26 protein-coding genes and 14 tRNA genes are annotated in these 26,848 nt (G+C 43.8%); 20 read left to right on the forward strand and 20 right to left on the reverse strand.

What is annotated here, in order from left to right; genetic code table 11:
• Nucleotides 1-5 precede the first annotated feature (5 nt).
• From ychF to MKS89_RS11205, 14 genes are all read left to right on the forward strand, one after another.
• Nucleotides 6-1,097, forward strand: coding sequence for a redox-regulated ATPase YchF (gene ychF, locus MKS89_RS11140; RefSeq protein WP_072956485.1), 1,092 nt, complete (start codon nucleotides 6-8; stop codon nucleotides 1,095-1,097).
• 283 nt (nucleotides 1,098-1,380) lie between these two features.
• A tRNA-Met gene (locus MKS89_RS11145) sits at nucleotides 1,381-1,457 on the forward strand.
• A 43-nt stretch (nucleotides 1,458-1,500) separates the two neighbouring features.
• Nucleotides 1,501-1,585: transfer RNA gene (locus tag MKS89_RS11150), tRNA-Leu, on the forward strand.
• A 37-nt stretch (nucleotides 1,586-1,622) separates the two neighbouring features.
• A tRNA-Gln gene (locus tag MKS89_RS11155) sits at nucleotides 1,623-1,697 on the forward strand.
• Nucleotides 1,698-1,776: 79 nt separating this feature from the next.
• Nucleotides 1,777-1,853, forward strand: a tRNA-Met gene (locus MKS89_RS11160).
• A gap of 25 nt (nucleotides 1,854-1,878) precedes the next feature.
• Nucleotides 1,879-1,965, forward strand: a tRNA-Leu gene (locus tag MKS89_RS11165).
• A gap of 15 nt (nucleotides 1,966-1,980) precedes the next feature.
• Nucleotides 1,981-2,055: transfer RNA gene (locus MKS89_RS11170), tRNA-Gln, on the forward strand.
• Nucleotides 2,056-2,130: 75 nt separating this feature from the next.
• Nucleotides 2,131-2,215: transfer RNA gene (locus tag MKS89_RS11175), tRNA-Leu, on the forward strand.
• A 38-nt stretch (nucleotides 2,216-2,253) separates the two neighbouring features.
• Nucleotides 2,254-2,328 (forward strand) — tRNA-Gln (locus tag MKS89_RS11180).
• A 76-nt stretch (nucleotides 2,329-2,404) separates the two neighbouring features.
• Nucleotides 2,405-2,489 (forward strand) — tRNA-Leu (locus MKS89_RS11185).
• Between the two features lie 31 nt (nucleotides 2,490-2,520).
• Nucleotides 2,521-2,597, forward strand: a tRNA-Met gene (locus MKS89_RS11190).
• 25 nt (nucleotides 2,598-2,622) lie between these two features.
• Nucleotides 2,623-2,709: transfer RNA gene (locus MKS89_RS11195), tRNA-Leu, on the forward strand.
• Nucleotides 2,710-2,724: 15 nt separating this feature from the next.
• A tRNA-Gln gene (locus tag MKS89_RS11200) sits at nucleotides 2,725-2,799 on the forward strand.
• Nucleotides 2,800-2,874: 75 nt separating this feature from the next.
• Nucleotides 2,875-2,959: transfer RNA gene (locus MKS89_RS11205), tRNA-Leu, on the forward strand.
• Between the two features lie 163 nt (nucleotides 2,960-3,122).
• Here MKS89_RS11205 and MKS89_RS11210 read toward each other — a convergent pair.
• The 15 genes from MKS89_RS11210 to MKS89_RS11280 form a co-directional block, all read right to left on the reverse strand.
• Entirely contained in the window at nucleotides 3,123-4,256 is a 1,134-nt protein-coding gene (locus MKS89_RS11210; RefSeq protein ID WP_072956419.1) for a flagellin, read from the reverse strand.
• 547 nt (nucleotides 4,257-4,803) lie between these two features.
• A complete protein-coding gene (locus tag MKS89_RS11215) occupies nucleotides 4,804-5,943 on the reverse strand; it encodes a flagellin (protein ID WP_072956417.1) in 1,140 nt (379 codons plus the stop codon).
• 437 nt (nucleotides 5,944-6,380) lie between these two features.
• Nucleotides 6,381-7,574, reverse strand: a complete 1,194-nt coding sequence (gene flgL / locus MKS89_RS11220) for a flagellar hook-associated protein FlgL (RefSeq protein ID WP_072956414.1) — start codon at nucleotides 7,572-7,574, stop codon at nucleotides 6,381-6,383.
• 13 nt (nucleotides 7,575-7,587) lie between these two features.
• Nucleotides 7,588-9,462, reverse strand: coding sequence for a flagellar hook-associated protein FlgK (gene flgK, locus MKS89_RS11225; protein ID WP_072956411.1), 1,875 nt, complete (start codon nucleotides 9,460-9,462; stop codon nucleotides 7,588-7,590).
• Nucleotides 9,463-9,616: 154 nt separating this feature from the next.
• Complete coding sequence (gene flgJ, locus MKS89_RS11230) at nucleotides 9,617-10,555, reverse strand: flagellar assembly peptidoglycan hydrolase FlgJ (protein WP_072956409.1); 939 nt, start codon at nucleotides 10,553-10,555, stop codon at nucleotides 9,617-9,619.
• Nucleotides 10,556-10,566: 11 nt separating this feature from the next.
• Complete coding sequence (locus MKS89_RS11235; protein WP_072956406.1) at nucleotides 10,567-11,658, reverse strand: flagellar basal body P-ring protein FlgI; 1,092 nt, start codon at nucleotides 11,656-11,658, stop codon at nucleotides 10,567-10,569.
• A gap of 70 nt (nucleotides 11,659-11,728) precedes the next feature.
• Nucleotides 11,729-12,511, reverse strand: coding sequence for a flagellar basal body L-ring protein FlgH (flgH, locus tag MKS89_RS11240; protein ID WP_072956404.1), 783 nt, complete (start codon nucleotides 12,509-12,511; stop codon nucleotides 11,729-11,731).
• Nucleotides 12,512-12,535: 24 nt separating this feature from the next.
• Nucleotides 12,536-13,324: a flagellar basal-body rod protein FlgG gene (gene flgG, locus MKS89_RS11245; RefSeq protein ID WP_072956402.1), complete on the reverse strand. Its 789-nt coding sequence runs from the start codon at nucleotides 13,322-13,324 to the stop codon at nucleotides 12,536-12,538.
• 19 nt (nucleotides 13,325-13,343) lie between these two features.
• On the reverse strand, nucleotides 13,344-14,093 hold the full coding sequence (locus MKS89_RS11250) for a flagellar basal body rod protein FlgF (protein WP_072956399.1): 750 nt from the start codon (nucleotides 14,091-14,093) through the stop codon (nucleotides 13,344-13,346).
• Nucleotides 14,094-14,277: 184 nt separating this feature from the next.
• The gene (flgE, locus tag MKS89_RS11255; protein ID WP_072956397.1) at nucleotides 14,278-15,582 is read right to left on the reverse strand and encodes a flagellar hook protein FlgE; all 1,305 of its coding nucleotides are present in this window, start codon (nucleotides 15,580-15,582) and stop codon (nucleotides 14,278-14,280) included.
• A gap of 27 nt (nucleotides 15,583-15,609) precedes the next feature.
• Nucleotides 15,610-16,320, reverse strand: a complete 711-nt coding sequence (gene flgD / locus MKS89_RS11260) for a flagellar hook assembly protein FlgD (protein ID WP_072956395.1) — start codon at nucleotides 16,318-16,320, stop codon at nucleotides 15,610-15,612.
• Between the two features lie 17 nt (nucleotides 16,321-16,337).
• The gene (flgC, locus tag MKS89_RS11265; RefSeq protein ID WP_038183591.1) at nucleotides 16,338-16,754 is read right to left on the reverse strand and encodes a flagellar basal body rod protein FlgC; all 417 of its coding nucleotides are present in this window, start codon (nucleotides 16,752-16,754) and stop codon (nucleotides 16,338-16,340) included.
• 5 nt (nucleotides 16,755-16,759) lie between these two features.
• Nucleotides 16,760-17,155, reverse strand: coding sequence for a flagellar basal body rod protein FlgB (gene flgB, locus MKS89_RS11270; RefSeq protein WP_072956392.1), 396 nt, complete (start codon nucleotides 17,153-17,155; stop codon nucleotides 16,760-16,762).
• A gap of 235 nt (nucleotides 17,156-17,390) precedes the next feature.
• Nucleotides 17,391-18,218, reverse strand: a complete 828-nt coding sequence (locus tag MKS89_RS11275) for a CheR family methyltransferase (RefSeq protein WP_072956389.1) — start codon at nucleotides 18,216-18,218, stop codon at nucleotides 17,391-17,393.
• A complete protein-coding gene (locus MKS89_RS11280) occupies nucleotides 18,215-19,168 on the reverse strand; it encodes a chemotaxis protein CheV (RefSeq protein WP_072956386.1) in 954 nt (317 codons plus the stop codon). The genes MKS89_RS11275 and MKS89_RS11280 overlap by 4 nt, the downstream gene beginning before the upstream one ends.
• Before the next feature lie 84 nt (nucleotides 19,169-19,252).
• Between MKS89_RS11280 and flgA the strand changes: the two genes are divergently transcribed.
• The 3 genes from flgA to MKS89_RS11295 all read left to right on the forward strand — a co-directional run bounded on the left by flgA (nucleotide 19,253) and on the right by MKS89_RS11295 (nucleotide 20,922).
• Nucleotides 19,253-19,996, forward strand: coding sequence for a flagellar basal body P-ring formation chaperone FlgA (gene flgA / locus MKS89_RS11285; protein WP_072956383.1), 744 nt, complete (start codon nucleotides 19,253-19,255; stop codon nucleotides 19,994-19,996).
• Nucleotides 19,997-20,113: 117 nt separating this feature from the next.
• Entirely contained in the window at nucleotides 20,114-20,434 is a 321-nt protein-coding gene (flgM, locus tag MKS89_RS11290; protein WP_072956381.1) for a flagellar biosynthesis anti-sigma factor FlgM, read from the forward strand.
• 62 nt (nucleotides 20,435-20,496) lie between these two features.
• A complete protein-coding gene (locus tag MKS89_RS11295; protein ID WP_072956368.1) occupies nucleotides 20,497-20,922 on the forward strand; it encodes a flagella synthesis protein FlgN in 426 nt (141 codons plus the stop codon).
• Between the two features lie 132 nt (nucleotides 20,923-21,054).
• Here the strand turns inward: MKS89_RS11295 and flgP are convergent, their stop codons facing one another.
• Together flgP and MKS89_RS11305 are read right to left on the reverse strand one after the other, a co-directional pair.
• On the reverse strand, nucleotides 21,055-21,486 hold the full coding sequence (gene flgP / locus MKS89_RS11300; protein WP_072956365.1) for a flagellar assembly lipoprotein FlgP: 432 nt from the start codon (nucleotides 21,484-21,486) through the stop codon (nucleotides 21,055-21,057).
• A gap of 9 nt (nucleotides 21,487-21,495) precedes the next feature.
• The gene (locus MKS89_RS11305) at nucleotides 21,496-22,131 is read right to left on the reverse strand and encodes a FlgO family outer membrane protein (protein ID WP_072956363.1); all 636 of its coding nucleotides are present in this window, start codon (nucleotides 22,129-22,131) and stop codon (nucleotides 21,496-21,498) included.
• A gap of 235 nt (nucleotides 22,132-22,366) precedes the next feature.
• Here MKS89_RS11305 and MKS89_RS11310 point away from each other — a divergent pair, with 235 nt between their 5' ends.
• Both MKS89_RS11310 and MKS89_RS11315 read left to right on the forward strand, forming a co-directional pair.
• Complete coding sequence (locus MKS89_RS11310; RefSeq protein WP_235862502.1) at nucleotides 22,367-23,443, forward strand: flagellar assembly protein FlgT; 1,077 nt, start codon at nucleotides 22,367-22,369, stop codon at nucleotides 23,441-23,443.
• Nucleotides 23,444-23,527: 84 nt separating this feature from the next.
• Nucleotides 23,528-23,603, forward strand: a tRNA-Arg gene (locus MKS89_RS11315).
• A 13-nt stretch (nucleotides 23,604-23,616) separates the two neighbouring features.
• Here MKS89_RS11315 and MKS89_RS11320 read toward each other — a convergent pair.
• Both MKS89_RS11320 and ompW read right to left on the reverse strand, forming a co-directional pair.
• On the reverse strand, nucleotides 23,617-24,213 hold the full coding sequence (locus tag MKS89_RS11320; protein ID WP_072956358.1) for a class I SAM-dependent methyltransferase: 597 nt from the start codon (nucleotides 24,211-24,213) through the stop codon (nucleotides 23,617-23,619).
• Nucleotides 24,214-24,415: 202 nt separating this feature from the next.
• Entirely contained in the window at nucleotides 24,416-25,060 is a 645-nt protein-coding gene (ompW, locus tag MKS89_RS11325) for an outer membrane protein OmpW (protein ID WP_072956355.1), read from the reverse strand.
• Nucleotides 25,061-25,362: 302 nt separating this feature from the next.
• On the opposite strand from ompW, the gene MKS89_RS11330 reads away from it, so the two are divergent.
• On the forward strand, nucleotides 25,363-25,788 hold the full coding sequence (locus MKS89_RS11330; protein ID WP_072956353.1) for an Hsp20/alpha crystallin family protein: 426 nt from the start codon (nucleotides 25,363-25,365) through the stop codon (nucleotides 25,786-25,788).
• A 73-nt stretch (nucleotides 25,789-25,861) separates the two neighbouring features.
• Here MKS89_RS11330 and MKS89_RS11335 read toward each other — a convergent pair whose 3' ends face one another.
• Nucleotides 25,862-26,773, reverse strand: coding sequence for a DMT family transporter (locus MKS89_RS11335; RefSeq protein WP_072956350.1), 912 nt, complete (start codon nucleotides 26,771-26,773; stop codon nucleotides 25,862-25,864).
• Nucleotides 26,774-26,848 lie beyond the last annotated feature (75 nt).

Raw genomic sequence — 26,848 nt, forward strand, 5'->3', positions numbered from 1 at the left:
TAGTCATGGGGTTTAAATGTGGCATTGTTGGTTTACCAAACGTTGGCAAATCAACACTTTTTAACGCTTTAACCAAAGCAGGAATTGAAGCGGCAAATTTTCCGTTTTGTACGATCGAACCAAATACAGGTATTGTTCCTGTTCCGGATTTGCGTCTTGATGCGCTGGCTAAAATTGTAAACCCTCAACGGGTATTGCCGACAACCATGGAGTTCGTCGATATTGCCGGTTTAGTTGCCGGAGCATCGAAAGGGGAAGGGCTGGGCAACAAGTTCTTGGCAAATATTCGTGAAACAGACGCAATTGGTCATGTGGTTCGTTGTTTCGAAAACGAAAACATTGTGCACGTCTCTGGCAAAGTGTCTCCGCTCGAAGATATCGAAGTCATTAACTTAGAATTGGCTTTGGCCGATTTAGACACTTGTGAACGAGCGATTCAACGCCAAGCCAAACGTGCTAAAGGTGGTGATAAAGCGGCAAAATTTGAAATTTCCGTGCTGGAAAAACTTCTTCCCGTACTCACCGAAGGCGGAATGGCTCGCAGTGTGACACTGGCAAAAGAGGAATTGGCGGCTATTGGTTATCTCAATTTCCTGACCCTCAAACCGACCATGTATATCGCGAACGTCAATGAAGACGGTTTTGAAAATAATCCTTATCTGGATGCGGTTCGGGAATTCGCAGCGCAAGAAAATAATGTTGTCGTCGCTGTTTGTGCCGCCATTGAGTCAGAACTTTCTGAATTGGATGATGAAGAGCGAGATGAGTTCCTTGCCGATTTGGGTATTGAAGAGCCAGGATTGAACCGTGTGATTCGTTCAGGCTATGAACTCCTAGAGCTGCATACCTATTTTACTGCTGGTGTGAAAGAAGTCAGAGCTTGGACAATCCCTATCGGCTCAACAGCCCCACAAGCTGCCGGGAAAATTCATACGGACTTCGAACGTGGTTTCATTCGCGCGGAAGTCGTCGGTTATGATGATTTCATTCAGTACAATGGTGAGAGTGGCGCCAAAGAAGCAGGTAAATGGCGTCTGGAAGGGAAAGATTATATTGTTAAAGATGGCGATGTGATCCATTTCCGCTTCAATGTCTAATCCGATTACAAATATTCTCTGAACATAAGGCCTTCAATCGAAGGCCTTATGTTTAATATCCCCATCATATCCTCTTCTGAAACATCAATCCTGAATCGCTCTTCACGACTCTCAGCCAATTGATTTACGAGTTATTTTGTCTATAAACAGCTCGGTTTGACTAAAAAAAAAACGAACAGTTGTTTTTCATCGATTTATTCAAAAAAACTATTGACGCTCTCAAGTCATATCCGCATAATGCGCTCCGTTCGCAGGATTATGGTTTTCCTGTTCTGGGGTTTGTGGCTACGTAGCTCAGCTGGTTAGAGCACATCACTCATAATGATGGGGTCACAGGTTCGAATCCCGTCGTAGCCACCATTTCCTAAGTACTTTTAATATGAAAAGTCTTTAGGAAAGATATGCGGAAGTGGCGAAATTGGTAGACGCACCAGATTTAGGTTCTGGCGCCGCAAGGTGTGAGAGTTCAAGTCTCTCCTTCCGCACCATATTTAAGATAACTTCTTTAAGCGAAGTTATGACAACAGGTCTATAGCCAAGCGGTAAGGCAACGGGTTTTGATCCCGTCATCCCCTGGTTCGAATCCAGGTAGACCTGCCATATTTTATTTGTCTCAATCTGGGAAAAAAGAGATTGAAACAAACAGCGGGATTGATTATATTGTCTCGCTCTAAAATGAGGCTACGTAGCTCAGCTGGTTAGAGCACATCACTCATAATGATGGGGTCACAGGTTCAAATCCCGTCGTAGCCACCATATTAAATTCTTTTGCTACTCATATGCGGTGGTGGCGGAATTGGTAGACGCGCTAGCTTCAGGTGCTAGTGTCCGTTAGGACGTGAGGGTTCAAGTCCCTCCCTCCGCACCAGCAAAAGAATGTTACAGGTCTATAGCCAAGTGGTAAGGCAACGGGTTTTGATCCCGTCATTCCCTGGTTCGAATCCAGGTAGACCTGCCATATCAAATGACTTTGAACACTGTGTTGTTTAAGTACTATGTTGAAAGTCGGAGCGAAAGCTCAACAATATACAATGCGGAAGTGGCGAAATTGGTAGACGCACCAGATTTAGGTTCTGGCGCCGCAAGGTGTGAGAGTTCAAGTCTCTCCTTCCGCACCATATTTTAAGATAACTTCTTTAAGCGAAGTTATGACAACAGGTCTATAGCCAAGCGGTAAGGCAACGGGTTTTGATCCCGTCATCCCCTGGTTCGAATCCAGGTAGACCTGCCACATCGAATGACTTTGAACATTATGTTGCTTTACATACGATGTTGAAAGTCAGAGCGAAAGCTCAATAATATACAATGCGGAAGTGGCGAAATTGGTAGACGCACCAGATTTAGGTTCTGGCGCCGCAAGGTGTGAGAGTTCAAGTCTCTCCTTCCGCACCATGAATTTGTTATCATACTGATAACTGAATATGGCTACGTAGCTCAGCTGGTTAGAGCACATCACTCATAATGATGGGGTCACAGGTTCAAATCCCGTCGTAGCCACCATATTAAATTCTTTTGCTACTCATATGCGGTGGTGGCGGAATTGGTAGACGCGCTAGCTTCAGGTGCTAGTGTCCGTTAGGACGTGAGGGTTCAAGTCCCTCCCTCCGCACCAGCAAAAGAATGTTACAGGTCTATAGCCAAGTGGTAAGGCAACGGGTTTTGATCCCGTCATTCCCTGGTTCGAATCCAGGTAGACCTGCCATATCAAATGACTTTGAACACTGTGTTGTTTAAATACTATGTTGAAAGTCGGAGCGAAAGCTCAACAACATACAATGCGGAAGTGGCGAAATTGGTAGACGCACCAGATTTAGGTTCTGGCGCCGCAAGGTGTGAGAGTTCAAGTCTCTCCTTCCGCACCATGAATTTAACCCAGACGATTGTCTGGGTTTTCTTTTATCTGAACCACGCAAATCGCACCTAGTGATTTGTGGAATGCAATCGATTCAGCGCCTATTTTATGCCATTTTCTCACCATAAAAAAATCCAGCCGTAGCTGGATTTTTATCGTAAGGATAGAACTGATTATCCAAGTAATCCTAATGCAGCACTTGGAGCTTGTTTCGCTTGTGCTAAAACAGAGCTTGATGCCTGAGAAAGGATTTGGGACTTCGTCAATGCGGTGGTTTCTTTCGCGAAGTCGGTATCTTTGATCCGACTCTTCGAAGCATTCACATTTTCATTGATGTTATCCAAGTTGCTAATCGCATGTCCGAAACGGTTTTGGAATGCACCGAGTTCAGCACGATGACTATCCACATACTTCAGTGCAGCATCAACGACAGCAACCGACTGTTGAGCACCGCCAACCGAAGTCACATCAATATCGCTGACTGTTGTTGCTTTCCCTTCACCGATACCGAGTTCGCCAGCAAGGCCGCCACCAAAGCTCACTGAACCATCCACTTTACTACTATCCGAGAATAATTGCAGTTTACCTTCATCATCAACAGACGCCTTCACCATATCAGTCTGACCATTGATATAGGTTGCCAGCTCTTCAATATCATCACCTGCTTTCGCATTGATATTGATGGTTTGCTCGCCATTTAACTTATCATTGACTGTAATGGTCAGATCGTTGGCACCATTTTGAACTTGCCAGTCTTTCCCCTTACCATTCGCAGCAATATAAGACATACCGCCCATCATGTTATTATCGCTACGCATATCTTTCAGGTGGAGCATAACCGCTTCACCGCTGTCAGCACCAATCTGGAAAGATTTAGTATCGAAAGTACCATTGAGAAGCTTATTACCGCCGAATGATGTTGTTTCCGCAACACGGTTTAATTCATCATTCAATGCTGTAATTTCTTCCTGAATCGCAACACGATCCGATTTCGAGTTAGAACCATTCGAAGATTGAAGAGACAAGTCTCTCATCCGTTGCAAAATACTGGTTGTTTCATTCATTGCCCCTTCCGCAGTCTGAGCAATTGAAATACCGTCATTCGCGTTACGAACAGCAACACCCAATCCCCGGCTTTGAACACTCAAACGATTTGAGATTTGAAGGCCAGCCGAATCATCCTTAGCACTGTTGATTCGATATCCTGAGGATAAGCGTTCCATTGATGAATTCATCGACTTCGTTGCACTGTTCAGATAGCGCTGGGCCGTCATCGCAGAAACGTTCGTGTTAACATTAACCGCCATAGTGGTTTCTCCTATTGATTTTCCGACGTCGCGGAAATTCTTGACTGTTTTCCGACGTCTCGGAAAACTATAGTTCTCTCAAAGTTCGACCTTTTTAGCGACTCAGAATGGATTTCCTTTAGAAAAAAGAGGGGGTTTTCGTCATGAAGGAATCGTCCAGCATAGAAAATGAGAGAAGCAACACAAATTTCATATAAAACTCAGAAAAGACTCAAGTTTTTTCTCATTGTGCCGAGAGGGCTGGAATTGATGCTGCCGATGAACCGCTCACAATAGCGCTTGAAGTCATCTGATTTGGGGATAACGAATTGATATGGCGGGAAAAGAAAAAGCCCCTTATCTTTGAGAGAACCGGGGCTATTGGTGGTAAGTCAATCATGTGGAGATCAAGAGAAATGAACACATCATGACTAACCGGGTGTATGATAAGGAATGAATATAAAGCAGGTGTTAAACTTGAGAGAGCTTTATATCATCCACAAATCACACTTTACCAAAAAAGCTTTATCATATACCCACGTCTGAGCTGAATGATAAAGCTCTACTACTACTGCAATAGTGATATTGCAGAGTTTGGTAACTGTTTTGCCTGAGCAAGTATTGAGGTACCTGCTTGCTGCAATATTTGAGCTTTTGTCATCTGCGTCGTTTCTTTCGCAAAGTCGGTATCTTTAATCCGACTCTTCGACGCTTCAACATTTTCCTGTATGTTCGACAAGTTGTTGATACTGTGACTTAAACGGTTCTGTTTTGCCCCTAAGTCTGCTCGCTGTGAATCAACATACTGAAGCGCAGCATCAAGTACACCGACCGAATTCTGCGAATTACCAACATTCGTAATATCAGTGGTTTGAACCGTCGTATTCTGTCCAGGTCCGCCATTCAGACCTAACTCTGTTGCTAACCCGCCAGAGATAGAGAGGTTACCCTGAAGATTAGGCTCCGCCATAAAGAGCTGAAGGTGTCCGTCATCATCTACTGAAGCGGTAACATCATCGACCTGCCCATTGATGTAAGTTGCCAACTCTTCGATGTCATCACCAGATTTCGCCATGACATCCACAGATACCTGCTCACCATTTTTCTTGGTAAACTCTAACTTCATATCCCGAGCATTCTCAGGAACGCCCCAGCTCATGTCTTTCCCTTGTTCGGACACAAATGTCTGACCACCCATACGGAAATCATCGGCACGAATACTGGTGAGACCAACAATGATCGCTTCACCGGAGCTGGCACCAATTTGGAAAGCAGACTCACCAAACGTACCGTTCAACAGTTTCCGACCACCGAATGAAGTTGTTTCAGCGATTCGGTTTAATTCATCTTGAAGGGCTGAATACTCTTCATTCAGTGCCTTACGCTCAGATGTGGAGTTCGTTCCATTTGTAGACTGGAGTGCCAGATCTCGCATCCGTTGCAAGATACTAGTTGACTCATTCATTGCCCCTTCAGCAGTCTGTGCAATCGAAATACCATCATTGGCATTTCGCATCGCGACATCCAACCCTCGGGACTGAGCAGTCAATCGATTCGAAATCTGAAGACCTGCCGCATCATCTTTCGCACTGTTAATTCGGTTTCCCGAAGACAGGCGCTCCATGGAGGTGTTTAACTCACCCGTTGCCTTATTCAGGTAACGCTGAGCGGTCATCGCTGACACATTGGTATTGACTGTGATGGTCATAGTTTGCTCTCCTATTGAGTCCGCAAGCTTTCTGCGAAGCGGTCAGCTTTAACTCTTATTTGGAAGCACTGACCGTAAATAACTTGCCACATCTGCAACATTGCCGGTTCCAAACCGATAACTTGCGCTCTGATAGATTTAATTCAATTACTGTGCCAACTTTAAAATAAATTTTTTTATCAAATTAAATCAACAGGTTAAATAAAACAGAACGACATAAAAACGGATTTTGTTTGCTCTGTAATCCTGTTTTATTTCCGCTTTGCCGCTCGATTGCCGCTTGATTGCCTCGGCAATAACGACGTTGACATCCGCAACAGACAAAGCCTTGCCTTCCTTAACTTGCGCCTCAAATCAGAGTGCTCGTTTCAACGAAGAACAATATTCAACACAACTCCTTTCGCGACTTATGGCATGGCACATAAGGCAAGTGAAAGTTAGATATAGTTGAATAGTGTCAAATCCTTCGTTTTGCTGAAAGCCTTCTGAGATGCCTGAAGTGCACGAGTATTTTCATTAAAGTCGATCACGGCATCTGCATAATCAAGATCTTCAAAACTACTTTTGGATTTTGCCAATGTCAGTTTGAAGTCTTCATGTTCTTGCTCCTGAATATCCAATGTATTCAGCCGCGCACCAATATCCGTTCTCACTTTTGTTAAGTGGATAAAGGCCGCGTGGAACTCTCTTGTCACTTGATGGAGCTTAGCGGTCGCTGATCCATCGGCAACGGAATCACGTGAGTATTCCATTGCCTTTTTGAAACTATCAAAAATATTGAATGTCTTTCTGGGAGACAGCTCGATAACATCCCCCGGTGAAATCTGGCCTTTCAGCTCAATATTGACCCCTTCGTAATTAATACCGGTTTTGGGGTCAAATTCTCCGGCCTGAACAGCACTGCCATTTTGTTCCAACTGATAGCCATATTTGCCGTTACCCATATCAACAAAAGTAACCGTATATTTCGATTGATCTTGAGGATCGGTATTGGTGGCTTTTTCCAGTAATAACTCAGAGCCTTCCTGCAACCGATAATCAGGTTCATAGTCACCAAAAGGATTATTGATTTGCATAAATACTTTACTGCCGGGATTGTTGAACGGCATTTCCAGACTATTGGAGATTTTCATCTTGCGTTGATAATCATCACCGGCATAGGTCACATTGCCTTCTTTATCACGAAAGAAAGGCTGCTTATTCGGTTTAGTCCCGGAAAAAATGTAGTTTCCCAGTTCATCCTGAACATTCGCCAGATTCAAAAAGTTATCAGCCAGCTCTTCCAACTCTCGCTCTTTCGCCTGGCGATCTTCAGGTGATAAAGAACCATTGATCATCTCCATGACGGTACGCTTTGCCTCATCGGCATAATCTTCCGCATTGGAGATAATGACTTCTTGATGGCCAAGTCGGTTACGCACCAGAACAATCGAATCAAGGTATTGGCGCAGTTGCTCTTCTTGCTGCCCCACATTCTGAATGTAATGCGTTGCCAGTGGATTATCACTGGGAGACATCAGCTTTTTGCCTGATGCCAATTGAGCCTGATTGTGATAAACCTTAGCTTCTTGACGGCGAATATCATTCTGAACAGCCTGATAGTTATGGAAGCTTGAAATACGACCAACCATAAGATCCTCCTCCCTATCTCAACTGTAAAATGGTATTAAAGGTGTCATTGGCCGCCTGCATAATCCGCGAAGATGCCATATATGCCTGCTGAAATTTCATCATGTTGGCGGCTTCTTCATCCAGATTCACCCCGGACACAGAAGCAATCCGTTCTTGGGCAGCTTCTTTCTCGAGTCGGGCTACATCAGTCAATCGAGACGCAGTAGACATTCTCAGACCAACATTGGTATTCAGATTGTGGTACACATCCAAAATCGTGGACTCATTATTGTCTAGCTTCTTCTCCGTCTGGATATCCTGCATTTTTCTCAGGTTGCCGTTGTCCCCTTCAGAGGGCACCAAGTTCGCGGTAAACTTATCTTTCGGCAAAGCACCGGCAGACAGTTCAAATGTTGTTCCCATCACGGTCACAGGGCCAGACGGCGGATAAGCTTGATTTTCTGCCACGATATTGCCGTCTTTATCTTTAACCGTGAAGGTATCTCCCAGCTCAGAGACATCAATTTCAAACTCTCGCAAATCACCGGCCTGTACAATGTTAAAAGTGGCGCTTCCCTGAGCAAAGGTGGTTGAAGCTTCATAACTCTGAGCGGCAATTTTTGCCGGATCGTTCATTTCCATTTTGATGGTTGCCGCACCGGAACGAGTTGGCCGGACGAGCACTCGCTCACCTTTTTTCGGTTCATTGCGAATTTCAATTCTCATCCCGTCGATATAGATTTCGCCACTACTGGGAGAAAGCACCTTCTGCTCACCATTTGGTAAAATCGCAATATAGTCACTTCCATCATAAAGGAGTGAATACTCACCGCCTTTCAGTTGTGAAACATCTTCGATATAAGCCGCCATATCAGCTTCAGATTCACTACTGGTGATCACCCGTTCTTTGGCGATCCGTTCATCATTCACATCGGTAAACATCAAGTCACCGATATCACCATTCAAATCGAGACCCTGCCGCTGCAGTTTATTCACACCATAAGAGAAGCTGGTCGCAAGACGGCCAATCTCATCAAGTACGTTGGGAATTTCGTTATCACGCATATTAAATAACGCCCCGATTTTGCCCCCCATATCTTTCGATGTAATGGCTTTAATACCTTTCCCTTCAACCATTGCCAGACGCCATTGATGTGTATCAGGATAACCATCGATCATCTTCAATTGGCTAGCTTCAGTACCAGAAACCAAGGTGTGTCCGTTACCGATATGAATATTAAAGCCTTCGGCATTTTTCCGTGGTGTGACGGTCACTTTGGTGTACTCAGAAAGCTCTTTCACTAACTTTTCATGTTGGTCCATCAGGTCATTATGTGGCCCGGGAGTTCGCATCATTAAACGCTGTAAATCTCTAATTTCTAAAGCAAGTTGGTTAATTCTCTTGATGCCGAGATCTAATCCTTTATTGACCGTCTCATACTGGCGACGAATCGTTTCATGAAAATCATTCAGGTTTTGGGTCATTAACTGAGATTTTTCCAGCACAACTTTCCGTGCTCCCATATCATTCGGGCTATCAGCGAGCGTTTTGAGCGCATCAAACCATTCATTCATATTTTCCGGGATTTTCTTAGAAGCAACGGAAGAGAGCATCTTGGATAACATATCCAGATTTTGCTCAGTATCATGCTTGTAGGAGTAATCTGTGGTGGCAATATTTAGCTCTTTGACGGCAAACTGATCCCACGAGCGGCGAACATTTTCCACATGAACACCCATACCATAGGTCTGACCGCCGTACATACGCGGGGCATTCACGCCCTGAATTACAGATTGACGACTGTAACCTTCTGTATTTACGTTAGATATATTGTGACCGGTTGTGTTGAGCTGTCTTTGAGATGTTAAGACACTCTGAGTCCCAATATTCAATAAATCAGACGCCATACCGCCCCCACAAGATAAAAATCATCAGTAAAAAACTGAACCTTCTATCAACATGAAGCAATATGTATGCCATTAAATTAATCAGATAAAATACAATGGGTTACTAAGATGCCGGAAGGAAATTTCCGCCCGGCAGAGAAAGGGAGGAAGTGTACTAATCCATTTGCTGAATTTGAGAACGAACCCGCAGAACTTTGTTTGCGTAATCAGGGTCGGTTGCATATCCTGCCTGATGAATCCCTTCAATGAAAGAATTCGGATTCCCCTGATGATTATTCAGCGCAGCCATGTAACGCGGATTCTTTTTCAAGAAGTGGACATAGTCATTGAAACTGTCTTGATACGAGTCATAAGAGCGGAATGAAGCTTTTTCGACAACCGGAGTTTGATCATAATATTCTAGGGTCTGAGTTGCCATTTTGTCGCCCTGCCAGCTTCGATCGGCTTTGATATTAAACAAGTTATGGCTGCTTCCGCGAGCATTCGCGACCACTTTAGTCCCCCACCCTGTTTCCAGTGCGGCCTGAGCCAACAATACCGACGCATCAACCCCCAATACGCGAGCCGCTTTTTCGGCATAAGGTTTCAATGTACGAATAAAAGATTCTGGAGAATCGAATCGACGCGGCTCCGTCACAGCAGCAGACTGACGAACATCCGTCATACTTTCCGGCTCAGAAGTTTGCTGTTGATGTGCCCGGACACGAGCCAATGCCTGTAACAAAGGATCAGGTTGGGATGATTCTTCAGCGGTTTGCGAAGCCTGCCCATCAATATTGGTAGAAAGCTGCGCGACAATCATGTCTGCGAGCCCTAACCGACCAGAAGAACTCAGTTGGCTCGCCATCTGTTCATCCAACATCTCGCGGTAAAAATCTTCCGTTTTACTATGTAACAGATCGGATTCAAAACCGGAATTCGCCTTGCGCATCGACTTGAAAAGCATCGATGTAAACACCGCCTCAAATTGTTTGGCTGCGGCAGTTAATGCTGATTTCTCACTCGTTTTATCACCGCTGACCGCCTGCTTACGCAGTTGATCCAGTTGGGTAATATCTTGTACAAAGCCGATATCTTTTACGTCATTGACCATCGTGCTTCCCCTTAAATGATAATCAGCTGGCCTTCGATCGCACCGGCTTGTTTGAGTGCCTGTAAAATAGCCATTAAGTCCGATGGTGCTGCACCAACCTCATTCACGGCACGGACGAGATCATCAAGCGTGACTCCCGGCTGGAAATTGAACATTTTCCCTTTCTTCTCTTTCACAGAGATATCTGAATCCGGTACCACAGCCGTTTGACCGTTTGAAAATGCTCCAGGCTGACTCACACCCAGTTTCTCTTTGATAGCAACAGTCATGCCACCATGTGTCACAGCAGCAGGCTTTAACCGCACATACTGACCAACCACGATCGTCCCAGTTCGCGAATTAACAATAATTTTCGCGGCACCCACAGCGGTGTTAAATTCAAGGTTTTCAACCGCAGAAAGAAATGCGACACGCTGCCCTGCATCTCTTGGCGCCCGAACTTGCACCGATGTCGCGTCAATTGCTGTCGCCATTTGGGGACCAAGAAACTGATTCACGGTATCCGCCATACGCTGGGCGGTAGTGAAATCGGAGTCAATCAGATTAAAGGTGATGTAATCGCCCCGGGCAAATGGATTCGGGACTTCACGTTCAACACTGGCACCATTGGAAATGATACCGACAGTGGGGTTATTACCCACGATTTTGGAACCATCAGCACCATTGGCACTGAACCCACTAACCACGAGATTGCCCTGTGCAATCGCATAAACCTGACCATCCAGACCTTTAAGAAACGTCTGCATGAGTGTGCCGCCGCGTAAACTTTTGGCTGAACCAATCGAGGAAACAGTGACATCAATCGTCTGTCCCTGCTTGGAGAATGCCGGCAGCTCGGCTGTAACAATCACAGCGGCAATATTTTTAGTCTTCGGCTTTGTGCCTCGCGGCAATTGAATGCCGAAATTTTGCAACATAGCATTGAAGCTTTGATCGGTAAATGGCGTCGATTCGCCGGTTCCCGGTAACCCAGAGACTAAACCATAGCCCACTAACTGGTTACTACGCACCCCGGCCACTTGTGCGACATCTTTAATTCTTGCCGCCTGTCCCTGTAAGGAAACAAACAGTGTCGCCAGCAAAAAAAGTGTTAACTTTTTCATTCAATTTACCTTGTGCTTCTCTACTATGCACGCCGTCTTCTATGCCAAAAAAACGACGTTTAAACCGAACCTATAAAGCGATATTGAAAAATCGTGCCAAAAAGCCAGGTTCTTGCATATCTTGATTGGTTCCGGTACCTGAATATTGAATTCGGGCATTCGAAATCCGATTCGATGAAATGGTGTTATCAAAGTCAATGTCATCCGGACGAACCGTACCACTCAAACGAATATATTCATCACCGGTGTTCAATGTCAGCCACTTTTCACCACGAATCACCAAGTTACCATTGGTAAGTACATCAATGACTTCAACCGTGATTGACCCGGAAATGCTGTTACTCTGGTTGGCTGCGGCACTGCCAGAGAATTTATTATCGTTGCCAAGTTTGTATGAAAAATTGTAATCCCCAATTTTCATCTCCTTACCGCCCACTTCCAATGGGTCCATCGAAGCATCATTCTTTTTCGATAGATCGGCATCCGCACTTTTGGCTGCTTTAGTGCTTTCATTCAGGGTCACGGTGATGATATCGCCGACTTGTCTGGGCTTTGAATCATTATATAAGCTAGTGGCAGCACTGAGATTAAACAGAGAACCGGTTTCCGCGGCATAATGCTTCGGACGATGATTGGGATGGATCGGTGCCCAGGCTGGATCATCGGCAACCGGATCTGCACGCCGAGTCAATCCATCCAACAATCCCTGACCACCCGTATTGTCAGATTTATCGCCTTCGACTGCATCAACCAATGTTGTGCCACTATCACCTTGCTCTTCCGTGGTTCCCTGCGGCATGAGCGAGCAGCCCGATAAAAAACAGATGAATCCCAAAATGAATAAGCGTCTCATCGAATACCTCTCATATCATCTCAATTAGAGCTGTTGGTTCACGTAGCTCATCATTTTATCTACCGCAGAAATGACCTTGGAATTCATTTCATACACTCGCTGCGCTTCGATCAGATTCACTAACTCTTCAGTGACATTCACATTTGAACTTTCCAACATCGACTGACGAATATTTCCCAAACCATCTAACCCGGGAACCCCTTCTTGCGGATCACCACTGGCACCGGTGGGTAAATATAAGTTCTGGCCGACAGGTTCCAGGCCTCCGGGGTTAATGAAATCAACCGTCGTAATCTGACCAATGACCTGATTATTTTGCTGGCCTCGGACCCGAACAGAGACCTGACCGTCATTGCCGACCGTCACAGAAACTGCATCCTGTGGCACCACGATTTCAGGTTGTAATGGATACCCGGAACCGGATGTGACAATCGTTCCCTCAGCATTTAAGGTAAACTGCCCGTTTCGAGAGTAACCCATATTGCCGTCAGGCATCATAATCTGAAAGAACCCGTCGCCTTCAATCATCATATCCATACTGTTATTGGTTGTTTGCACATTCCCGTTGGTATGAACTTTCTGAGTCGCAACGACTTTAGAGCCGGCACCGAGCATCAACCCGCTTGGCAGTTCGGTATTCTGCGAAGACTGACCACCGGGTTGGTTGATATTCTGATAAAAAAGATCTTCAAACACAGCCCGGCTTTTTTTAAAGCCGACTGTGGAAGCGTTCGCAAGGTTGTTCGAAATCGTCGCAATGTTAGTCTGCTGCGCATCTAAACCTGTTTTACTTACCCATAGAGCTGGATGCATGTTCTTCTCCTCTCACTCATTAACCGGTGCGCAACAGAGAGTTGGACGCTTTATCCATTTCTTCTGCTGTACTCATCATTTTGACTTGCATTTCAAACTGGCGCTGTAGATCAATGAGATTGGTCATTTCTCCAACAGCATTGACATTACTTCCTTCCAGAGCACCGGTTAGTAAGGTCACACTCGCATCTGCATTAAATACTGTGTTCGGTTCTTTAGCCCGAAACAAACCGACTGAATCTTTGTATAACGTACGATTATCAGGGCGAACCAATTTAATTCGTCCGACAGTTTCGAGAGCGTTAGCCGGTGCACCTCGAGGAATGACAGACACGGTACCATCCTTGCCGATCTCAATTTTACTCAGTGGAACCGGCAAGGTAATCGGTGCATCATTGTCACCCAAAACCAGATGTCCACTACTATTCTTGAGTAAGCCATTGACATCAATCTGGAAGTCTCCGTTGCGGGTCAGGCCTTCTGTACCGGCATCATCCAGCACCGAAATCCATCCATCCCCCTGAATGGTGACATCCAAATCACTGCCTGTAGTCATGACGCTGCCTTGAGCAAAATTATTTCCCGGACGTTCCGTCATACTGAATACGCGGGTTGGTAGCCCGTCACCGTAGCTCTGCATAGCGCGAGCCTGAGCAAGGTCAGCCCGAAAGCCAGTCGTGCTCACATTGGCTAAGTTGTTCGCTCTGAGCTGCATCTCTTGCATATTCTGCTTTGCGCCACTCATTGCCAGAAACAATGCACGGTCCATAATCTACTCCTATCATCGTCATACGATAGACATTAAGCAATAGATATGCCAAGTTATAATAATCATATAATTCAAATAATTAGCAGCAGAAATGAAAACAGAAAGGCTGTTTTTGCCGCAAGATTGCCGGAGGGTGGAAAAAGTCAGACCGACTTTGCCGTCGGTCTGAGTCAAACATTATCAATTAGCGGATTTGTAGAATCGTCTGTTGGGTTTGATTATGGACTTCTAATGCACGGGAGTTTGCTTGGAAGTTCCGTTGTGCGGAAATCAAATCAACCAATTCTTGGGTCATATCAATATTGGATTGCTCTAACGTCCCACTATTAATCGTCCCAAATGAACCTTTATTGGATTCACCCCAGATCTTATCACCAGAAGCATTGGTCGAATCCCACTGGGTCCCACCTTTCTTATCCAATCCTTGTTCATTCGGAACTCGGACTAAAGCGACACGACCCAAGGTCACATTCTCACCGTTTGAATATGTTCCAAGAATGCTACCTTCTTCATTGACATCAACTTTGGTTAAAAATCCTGTTGTCGCGCCATCTTCATCAAACTTAGTCAGCTCAAATGGTGCCGCAAACTGGGTTGAAGAATCCAGACCGAATGAAAGCACTTGGTTGATATCCGCACCGTTGAGGTTAATTGGGTTTGCTCCGGTCCCTAGCGGTTCAGACACAACATTTTGTCCGTTGTTTATACTCGCCAATGTCCCGTCATTATTAAATTTCAAGGTATGGCCGACATGCCCTGTCGGTGTCGTCGCATCACCACCGACGATATTGATTGGTTTTTCCCCTGCAGAATCGGTCATCGTATAATAGACCTGCCAAGCATTAGGCTGAGTCTGATCCTTGAGGTAATAAGTCGTCATTTTGTAGGCTTGACCCATCGAGTCATAGATCGTCGATGAAGTCGAACGGTTATATGTCTCTGGATCCTCGTAATCGAACAGCGCAGGATCTTTCAAGTCACCGTTGGCTGGCAAGTTAACACCAACATCAATATTGGAGGTCTGCTTCGGTTTACCGAACTCAGCCGGAATATTGATCGGTGATGCCTCATAAGACAATACATCACCTGTATCTGGATTCACGTTATAACCGAGTAGGTATTCGTCATTCGAGGTGACTAAATAGTTATCATGGTTAATGTGAAAAGCACCGTTACGTGTCAACTCATTCTGTTGCGGTACCAAGCGATCTTTTGCTACAGAGAAAAAACCGGTCCCGGAAATCCGCAAATCCATGGGGTTGTTGGTATAAATGCTCGACCCTTCATGAAACTGTTGAGCAACCTTGTTGACCTGTACCCCTTTCCCCGGGGTTGTTTTCGCATTGGTAAACAATGAATTTGAATATACATCACCAAACTCTGCACGCGATTCTTTAAAACCATAGGTATTCGCGTTGGCAATATTGTTACTGGTGGTATTGAGGTCAAGTTGAGCGGCCGATAAACCACTTAATGATACATATGACATCCTGAATTCTCCTATCTAGCTAGCGTATTACGCTTTGCCTACTTCCAGTACCTCAGCAAGTCGAACTGGCGAATCAAAGCCAGCCAGATTGAGTAGTACGTTACCATCACCTTTGCCAAGAAGAACGCTGTTGACGTTTGCATAAGTTGAAACATCAAATTCTTTGCTCTTTCCGTCTACGAGACCTGAAGCTTTAACTTTATATTTGCCTCCCGGTAAAGGGTTGCCGTTTTGATCTTTGCCGTCCCATTCAATCCGGTTATCACCGCCAGGTTTAGCCCCGACATCAAATGTTCTTACCAGCTGCCCGGCAGCATCTTCAATCCGGACAAGTAAATTATCGACAGACGCAGGAAGTTTCACCATTGCCGCCATGTTGCCTTGATCTTTCTTCACTCCGCTGGATCCGGGCACCAATACGTCCCGACCAACTAATGAAGAGGCCTGCAACGCTTGATTCGACGTCATTGAAGAGTTAAGACTCTCAAACTGAGTGTTCATCTTCCCGATACCATCAACCGTCGCAAATGATGCCATTTGAGCAATCATCTGATCATTACTGACCGGCTTAAATGGATCTTGCTGTGACAGCTGTTTGGTGAGCAGTGACAAAAAGTCTTCCTGTTTCAGATCCTGTTTACCAGTGACCTCATCAGGCTTTTTCTGCTCTTGAAGCTTCTTGAGTTGATCGATATAGGACAAACTGCCATTTTGACCAACATTATCTATTCCGGCCATATGTTATCTCCTATACCTCACTGACCCATCTGCAATGTTCTGAGCAACATCTGCTTACTTGCTTCAGCCAGCTGAACATTGGTTTCATATGCTCGTGAAGCTGAAATCATATTTGCCATTTCTTCCATCACATTCACATTCGGCTTATAAATATAACCATCTGCATTTGCCAGAGGATGGTCAGGATTATATTCCGCAACTAATGGTTTGTTACTTTCCAAGACCCCTAAGACTTTCACCGGTACGGTATAGTCATCTTTCGATTTTGCTCGGTTTAACTCAGCGGCAAATATCGGATGACGCGCCTTATAAGTATCCTTTGCAGAACTACTCACACTATCAGCATTCGCCAAATTACTTGAGGTTGTATTTAGACGAACAGACTCAGCACTCATGGCAGAACCTGTAACATTGAATACGTTAAATAGACTCATCTAATTTACTCCCCTTTAATCGCTTTGGTCATTCCTTTGAACTTTCCACCTAGAAAGTCAAGGGAAGCCTGATGACGAAGCTGATTTTGCATAAAAAGATTTCGCTCTAAATCGACATCAACCGTGTTGCCGTCACCGGTATCTGGTTGTGTCGGGATGCGGTAAAGCTCTTCCCCTATTACCGACATGGAGGCAGGAATATGCCGTCCATTGGTACGAGTCAGACTAATACTTGCCCCCGAACTTGCCGCTTGTAATGCTTTGTCAAAATTTAAAGCTTTGGCCTTATATCCCGGCGTATTCGCTTGTGCGATATTGCTGGAAATCATCTCTGCATTACGCTCACGAACACCAACAGTATACTGGTGAATGCCCAACGCTTTATCAAATGAGATTGCCATATACGCCTCTTCATGAATATATTGATTGCCACACTATAACTTTTAGCAATTTGTGTACCAACTTTAACTTTTATTACTCATCCTAAGATAATCATAGTGAACATATCATCACTTTACTTCATCATGACTTTTACCATGACCTTTAACCTAAAATATACGCAAATTTCAGACCAATGCTGTGAGAGCAGAAAAGAAAAACCCGGCATTGCCGGGTTTAAAAAGAGAATGAAGCTATTTATTTAAGCTTATAGATGATGCCGGGATTACAACGCACCATCTCAAAACGGTCCGTCAGGCCAGTCAACGACTCTGAAGCCCCCAGCAATAGATATCCGTTCGGATTCAGGCTATTAGCCATTTGATTGAGAACTTTCGACTTCATATCCGCTGAGAAATAAATCAAGACATTCCGACAAAAAATAATGTCAAACTTACCCAGCATTGAATAGCTTTCCATCAAATTCTGAGGTTTAAAACTCACCAAACGTTTTACATTATCTTTGATCTTCATTCTGCCGTCTCCGGCATCTTCAAAGAAAATGCGGCGACGCTCAGGGGATAAACCACGTCCCAATGCTAGACTATCGTAACTACCGATACGGCAAATATCTAACATCGTTGAAGAGATATCCGTCGCGGTAATCGAACAATTCGTTAACAATCCTGGTTTCTTCTGCTGCGTTTCTAGAATCGTCATCGCAATTGAATAAGGTTCTTGGCCAGAAGAACTCGCTGCCGACCAAATCTTAATCGGCCGACGATTCGCTGCCAATTCGGGTAGCAATCGTTCTGACAGGACTGTAAAAGGGTAACTATCACGAAACCACAAGGTTTCATTGGTTGTCATGGCATCGACAGCGGCAATTCTCAGATCTCGACTGACACCTCTCGCCACTTCTTTCAGTAATGTCGATAAAGAATCCATCTTAAATTTTGTAACTAACGGGCTAAGACGGCTTCGAACTAGATATTGCTTACTATCCCCAAGTACAATCCCACATTGAGACTCTAAAAAGCGGCAAAAATCTTTATATTCTTGTTCGCTGATCGTTATTGCAGTCATTCACTTCTCTTTAGCTCAGTGTCAATCAATGCAGCTTTTACCGCATTACCAAGTTCATCAGGATTAAACTTCGCGATGAATGTATTCGCACCTACTCTTTCTACCATAGCCTGATTAAATACACCACTTAATGATGAGTGGAGAATAACATAAAGATCTTTCAGTTTCGGATTACGCCGAATTTCAGCAGTGAGGGTATATCCATCCATCTCTGGCATTTCGATATCTGAAATAACCAATGAAATATGGTTAAAAATATTATCCGTGTCAGAAAGCTCAACCAATTTTTCATAAGCTTCCTTACCATCTTTTACCGCAATCACTTCAAACCCGATTGATTCTACTGCACGCTGTACCTGCTTACGGGCAACGGTTGAATCATCAGCTATCAAAATACGACGAACAAATTCCTGTTCTTTATGTTCTTCGGCATGAGCAATATCTTCAGCAATGGTTGAATCCATCGTTTCATCAATCGGTGCGATTTCCGCTAAGATTTTCTCAACGTCAATAATTTCAACCAGTTCGTTCTCAATGTTGGTGACTGCTGTCAGATAGTTTGCTTTCCCAGCGCCTTCAGGCGGTGGTAAAATCTCTTCCCAACGCATATTCACGATACGTTCAACCGAAGCGACGAGAAACGCTTGAATGGTCCGGTTAAACTCAGCGATAACCACAAAACTTTTCTCGACATCAGTTGTTGCCCGCCCGCCAATCGCTAAGCTTAAATCAATGACAGATACGGTTTGTCCACGGATATGAGCAACACCTTTCACTAAACGATGTAGATTTGGCATTGCAGTTAGCTTTGGGCACTGCAACACTTCTTTTACTTTAAATACATTAATGCCGTAACGCTGGCGACCATTCAACCGGAATGTCAACAATTCTAAGCGGTTCTGCCCAACGAGTTGTGTACGCTGATTCACAGAATCAAGAATACCCGTCATAACCCCATCTCCATCTCTCAAACTTTTTCTGTAAAAAAGTGATAGTCTACAACAAGCGATGAATAAATTAAGGGAACCAGAATCATGTTCAAGAAACTGTGCTTATCCCCTCTGCTCTTTACTAAGTGTAGAGCTTTCTTCAAACTTTTTTATAGCATTATCGTCATTTTATCTGTTTTCTTTAATATTTCGACTCAGGCAGCAACTCAAGAACAACTTGATCATATTAGAGAAACCGCAGAGAAATACGCTACCACTGTTATCGAGCATCCAACAGGTGGGAAAATTGTTGCCACAGCAGCACCTCTTGATAATCGGATACAAGCATCCGATTGTCCAACAGGATTAAAGGCTTTTTCTTCATCAAGAAATGGTTCTGCAAGCCATATCACTGTTCTTGTTGAATGCCCGACAGATAATTGGCGGATTTATGTTCCCGTTCGATTGGATATCACAGTCCCTGCCGTACTCGCTGCCACCCCGCTAAATCGAGGACAAATCATTACTCAACAAGATGTTAGTTTGGGTATGGTAGATCTGCTTCGCTTCCGACAGCAAGGATTTTCGACAATTGATCAAGTGATCGGGGCAAAAGTTAAAAGAAATATTCCACGAAATGATATCATTAGTGACCGAGATATTTGTATTGTCTGTCGCAATGAAACCGTGACAATCAAAGCAATTAAAAATAGTTTATCCATTATTACGCAAGGAACCGCGCTGTCAGACGGTGACTTGGGAGAGCAAATTCGGGTTAAAAACGATAAATCCAACCGAATCATTGATGCACAAGTCTCAGGAATTGGTGAAGTAACCGTCCGGTTTTAACATTTCTACCATGCCGCATAAAAAAACATCATTTTTGGCAAAGAAAATGCTAAAGTAAGGTGTAGGTCTGTCGATATTGACGGTACAGGTATTTAACTTTGATAAAAAGGCTCAATTATGGCAAGCATTGATAATGTGCGTTCTGGCCAGTCTCTGACGAACACGAGTCGGAACTCGACCCGTACAGAGCACAATACATCAAATTCAGAGAAAATAAATCACGCTTCATCATCGGATAAGAAAGATGCAGTGTCTCTGAGTTCACAAAGTAAAGCGATGGGTGAAATTCATAGTAAACTTGCATCAAGCCCTGCTTTTGATAGCGCGAAAGTCGAGGCTATCAAAGAAGCAATCGCAAATGGTTCTTATCGTGTTGACGCAGACAAACTAGCAGATAACATGATCAAATTCGAAAAAGAGCTGGGTGGACTGCAATAATCGAACGATTGTTATCGGTCGATATAACGGACATCTGCGCCAAGAAATCAGGTAATTAAGTCATGGCAGCACTACAAGACCTACTTGAGTTTCAGTTAAACAATGCTCAGTCTCTCTCCGAACTTTTAGAACAGGAGAAGATCGCTATTACGCAGCGAGACTCATCGCAAATTGAAGCCATTGCCAAACAGAAAATTACTTTGATTAATCAGCTCAACGAGACTGACCGACGGGTTGAATCACATCCTCATGTATCGAGCCTGCAAGAGGATGAGACATTAAAAAGTCTGGTCGAACAAATTAAGTCCATCATTTGGGATTGCCAACAAGCAAATAATATTAATGGTGAAGCCCTCAATCGAGCACAGATGAGTTTTCATAAACTGAATAATCTGATGCAACAGAGTCAAGGGAAAATGGGCATGACTTACACTGCTGAAGGACAAACACGCTCCATTTCGACTTTGGGCACGAATATCAAAGCTTAATACTGCTTCCTCATTCATTCGCTCCCAACACTCTCGTAGATTTCAATATAAAAAAGCGGCAATCATTGCCGCTTTTTTATATTCTGGAGAGAAAGGAGAAAGAACTTGCCGCTCATGTGGCATCACGACGGATTAAAATAAGGTCTGCTGCCGCTTTTCAGGAACCTGCTGGACTTCACCATAATCTCTCAGCTTTTCCATCTTATCTACATTCAAACGCAGTTCTGTCACGTAACTATCACCGACTTTATAGCTTCTTACAACTTCGGCCCCGCGAATAACGCCGTCAACAGCACCAGATGTCGCTTCTGTTCCAAGCCGTTGATCCATAAGTTCCGCTCTCCCACTAACCCGCATACCATACACCTGCTCTGCCAGCTCACGATAAGCATCAATTTTAGATGCTCGCATGGCACGAACTTGCTTCTCTTCTACATTGCGACCTTTTTGTTCACTAATCGAAGCATAACCGACTGCCGTCAGCCATTCTTGTTTATTCATGGTCTGCAACGGCTGACATCCGACCAAGAATAAAAACATAGCGCTCATTAACCAAACTTTCATCAGCAACTCCTAAGGACGCAGAATAACAGTGTAAGGCTGAGTCATTGTTGGATCAGAACGAATCAATACCCCATCTTCAGTCCGAACCGCATTCAATGTATCCAAATCCCGACCAATTCGATCAGCTGGCAAGAATCCTTGAGCTGTTGCTACAACCACTCGGGATTGCATCCCTACAACTCGGGCATTAACCAGTACCCCACCTTCCTGACGTAACATGGTTCCGGTTAACACATATTGGATTTCCTGCTGTTGGACCAGGTCTTTCCAATCTCGACTAAACGCAAAATCCCCTTGATGGGTTACTTGAATGGAACCTGTTGTTTTAAAATCAACGACTTGGAACCCCCGTTGTTGCAACTGGTGAATGAATCCCTCAGTCACTGAATTCCCTAACCAGTTGGTGGTATCCATATTTTGCAAGTCGACGAATGAAGTGACGGCAATCGGTGTTCTTGCCGTTACACTGGTATTCGACTTCATTAAATCTTCAGTCATACTATCAACGAAAAAATCTAAAGTATGACGAGGACTCTCTAATAACATAAACTGGGAGCCTTTATAGGGCTCTTTACCATTATATATCGGGGCATAGGAACACGCTGTTAAAAATAACGCGGGCACTAACAATAGCCATTTTTTCATTTTTCCGCTCTCCAGATAGCTCGGTCATTCAAGCGTCCAGTTTTTGACGCAAAAGTGGAACACTCTTTGCTTTTCTCTTGTTATTCATCATAAAGAAAAGCTTTGCCGATAACTGCTCTTATCACCGTTATCAGAATAACAAGCAAATTTTATACCTAATTGGTAGGTAAATATGAAAAATGTAAGAACCATCCTCTTATCACTTTCTTTGTTCATATTCGGTACAGTGCCGACAATGGCTTCATGGTATGAAGTCACCGGCAGTGCAGCGGTCGTTTCATCAGAAAATCAGGCAAAACTGTATGCACTTGAAGATGCCGTATATAAAGCGATCAGTTTTTCCGGAGCGGATATCGGTAGCATCAGTAACCTCTACCCATTACTGGATGCTCAGCGTACTGAGTTTCAGTTTACCAATCATGAGGTCCGCTACATTCTGGTCGAAGAACAGACGGTCAAAAACAATGTTGCTTATGTCAAAGTTCGAATCGATATTTATCCATCCGCATCAGGTTGTCAGGTAGAACAGTATAAGAAAACCGTATTGGTAAGTAATATTACGGTAGCTTCCCCACAACAGGCTGTGATGGGACAAATCTACCAGATTGGCGATGACTTTTCCCAAGTATTAAATAAGCAATTGGATAAGGAATCACATAGTTTTATCTCGGTCGGTACCACAGATTATGAGATTGATAAAAATTATCCAGCAAGACTCAAAATGATTGCTGAAGATAATAATGCCCAATACATTATTGCCGGTAACATCACAGACCTCACAGCAACAATCGCTGCAGACCCATCAGGAGATGAAGTGGTTAATCGTCAATTTGCAATGGATCTGAGTGTCTTTGATGGCGAAACGGGAAATGCAATCATCAATCGCAATTATCGTGAAATTGCACGTTGGCCATTTCCAAGAACCAGTCAGGTCGATACGAAAAGCGCTCGTTTCTGGGCTTCCACCTATGGTGAGATGCTGCTCCGTCTTAGCCGCCACGTGATGTTGGATCTTGAATCAGAGCTATCGTGTAAAATCACTTTGCCGGAAGTCATTTCTAAATCAGGCCATATCGTTATGATGAATTTAGGCAGAATTCACGGCGTCCAAAAAGGAGATAAGCTTCAGTTGTGGCATACAGGTTCCTTTATCGATCAAAGGGGATTAGCTCGCAACAAGGTCACCCAAAGTGATATCACACTCACGGTTGATCGTGTCTATGAGACGGAAGCCGAACTGTCCGTTGATCAAGCCGAATTAGCTGATAGCATTCAAATTGGCGACGTAATGCACAAACAGCTCATAAAATGAAATCAAGGCTTAACTTATCTTAGTTAAATCAGTACTATATGGATACATTGCTGTACAGTTTCTGACTGTGCAGCAAATACCGATGTCCCCTTAGTTCAGCTGGATAGAACAAGGACCTCCTAAGTCTTAGACGTGAGTTCAAATCTCGCAGGGGACGCCACATCGGCCAATTTCTATGGCATATTTTTCATAATCGCCTGAACGACATGACTTCTGCCGCGATGCATGACCCCTTCGTAGATCTCCCTTTCTTTCTCTTCAATATACCAGGGGGACAACGTCGGAAGCTCTTGAATCAAAACTTGCCGTGATAACATCATATCAGCCACAGAAGGACCACCCGTTTTATATTTCAACTGCTCTGGCGTATACCCTTCTACCAGATAAACCCCATTTTCTTTAAGGCTTCCCGGCAATGACTGGTGTAATTTTTGCCGAACTACGGGTGGAAGATGGCAAAAGACTGCCACAACCGCTTGCCACTGTTCGAGACCTAAATCGAACTCGTCCAGATCAGCCTGAATAAAATTCACAGATACACGCTGTTTAGCTGCAAACCGACGGGCTTTTTCAATCGCAACTGCAGATAACTCAACCGCTGTCACGTCATAGCCACATTTCGCCAGATAAACAGAATTCCGCCCCTCACCATCAGCCAGACACAAAACCGGTCCTAGCGGAAGGTATTGATGTTTCACACTTTCATGCAGAAAATCATTTGGCTCTTTGCCATAGATATATGTATCGACCTGATATCGGTCATCCCACATAACATTGCCCTACCCATTAAATTAGAATATTCTAATTTAAAAGAAACGATCAATTATTTCAAGAGACAAACCATTTACCCTCACGATTCAACCACTCAGCACCACAGCCGTCATAAGAGTGATACCTTGCATGATGAAAAATAGCACAGACGAAAAAGGCAGCTCGATAAGCTGCCTTAAGTCCATATAAAAATGAGCGTGTCTAAAACTTATAGCCACCAGAAATCATCACGATAACAGGATCGATATGCACTTCAGTGGATTGGTTAGCACCTTTGTATTTATAGGTTGCCGTCGAATCAATATCAGCATACCAAACTGAAGCATTCATAAACCAATTGTCATTGAGTTTATAATCAACACCGGCATTCACAGCAAATCCCCAAGAGTCATCCATACTCAGATCACTCAAGCCGGCAGCAGCACCATTACCATTGATTTTTTCATCAAAGAATGTGGTGTAGTTGATACCAGCCCCGACATAAGGTTGAAATTGTGAGTCTGACTGACCGAAGTAGTATTCAAACATAAATGTTGGAGGCAGCTGTTTTGTCTCACCAATATCACCTAAATTTGAAAGTGGTGTTGAAATATCATGAGAAAAAGGCGTCGCAGCTAAAACTTCAAAGCTGACATTATCCGTAATCATATAACCTAGCGTTAAACCAAGTTGAGTATTCGTATTGACTTCCAACTCTTCCTGACTTCCTAAAATTTTATCACTGCTGTCATTTGGGATAACCGATGTAATCCCTGCACGCACGATAAAATCACCCGCTTGGTGAGCAAAAGCACCAGCAGAAACGAAAGCGGTCATGATGGCTAATCCACAAAGTGTTTTTTTCATTATATTTTTCCTTGTCATTGGGCGAAAAGACTCTACTGGGCGCACGGTAGCACATAAAAACCACACTGTTTTGATGGAAATCAATTTGTAAAATTTATAAACAGAAATTGCATCATTATGTTAAAAAAATCACATTTTCCATGAAATATAATGTTGAGAAAATTAAAAATATTACTCATGGCTACATAGAAAACGCCACCCGAATATTGACTTACATCAATTCACAAGCATGTTTTGATTTAAATTTCGGAACACGTCCTACACTTATAAAGAGTTCGAGGATGCCAAACAGGAGGATTGTGATGAGCTTAATTCCACGAGACTCATGGTCTGATTTCTATCATTTATTTGATCATGCTTTTCCGTCGATTCGGCCAAGCTTCAATATTGAATCTTTTTCTCCGCGGGTTGATGTACTGGATAAAGAAACTGCATTTGAAATTATCGCGGATTTACCCGGGGTCGAAAAAGATGATATTTCAGTGAGCTGTCAACATGGCACTCTGACTATCGAAGCATCGACCTTAAAAAATGAACAGAAAACCGATGGAGATAAAGTCATTCATAGAGAGCGCTATCAAGGCAAAATGGTACGCAGCTTTACTTTAGGTGACAATATCAACGCGAAAGAAATTTATGCAGAGTATCAAGATGGTGTACTGGTTGTTGTCGTACCGAAAATAGAAATGAAGCCAGGCGAAGCTACTCAGCATATTAAAATCAACTAATGTTGAAAAAGCAAATGACTAAAAAGCGGTGTATCCCACCGCTTTTTCTGTTTCATCCTTCATGAAATCTTGGTTATTTCCCTGAGAGTGGCTGAAGATGATTCTTCGATACACTTCGATACTTCTGATAACTTTTCACGAACTGTGGGAATAAAGACATCACAATCATACCGACCATCAAACTATATTGTATCGGCGTATAAGATTCACCAACCAACAGCAGACCACACAGAATCCCTGCAATCGGATTGGCAACCCCGGCAAAAGTAAATTCAACTACTGAAAGCTGTCTGAGTGCCCAAACATAAAGAGAATATGCAACCGCAGTATTCATGATACAGAGCCAAAACAGTCCTAACACGTTTTTACCTGACAAATGCTGCCATGCGCTGAGATAGAGAGCTGGCTCGTAGCTCAAGTGAATCAACGCAATCAATAATAATGCAAAACCACCCAGAATCAGTTGCCAAGTCAACACACACCACCACGCCAATTTCTGGTTCAACATTTGAGTCAATGTGCTCCCGCAAATCATACATAAGATACCAATCAACATGGCAGAAAGCCCAAACAAGCTCAGATCCAAGCGACCGGGGTCAAATAGTAACGCAGCGAATCCAAACAAAGCCAAACCAGAAACCATCTGAATCACTGATGGCCGCTTTCTCATCACTATCCATTGGAGCAGCATGGCAAATACAGGCACAGACATCATTCCAACACTGGATATCGCTGAAGGTAAGGTCAATGCCATCACAAATATGCAACCGAAAAATATAGCAATGTTCAGCAAACCGGTAGCGAGTAACACCTTCCAAGTGCCTTTATCAGGAAAAGTTGGCTTAATTGCGAAAAGGATAATACCTGCCGGTAGTGCCCGTAACACACCGAGCAACAACGGTGGCCATCCCGGTAATGTTGCTTGAGTGACTGCATAAGTCGTTCCCCACAAAAATGTAGCCACCATTGCTAATATTATATTCATGTAAAGTATCTTTATGTTGAAATTTTATTAATCATAAAAAAGTAATTTGTTTTTGTAAAGAATCTTTATGTTAAG

It is taken from the genome of Vibrio gazogenes (assembly GCF_023920225.1).
Classification (GTDB): Bacteria; Pseudomonadota; Gammaproteobacteria; order Enterobacterales; family Vibrionaceae; genus Vibrio; species Vibrio gazogenes.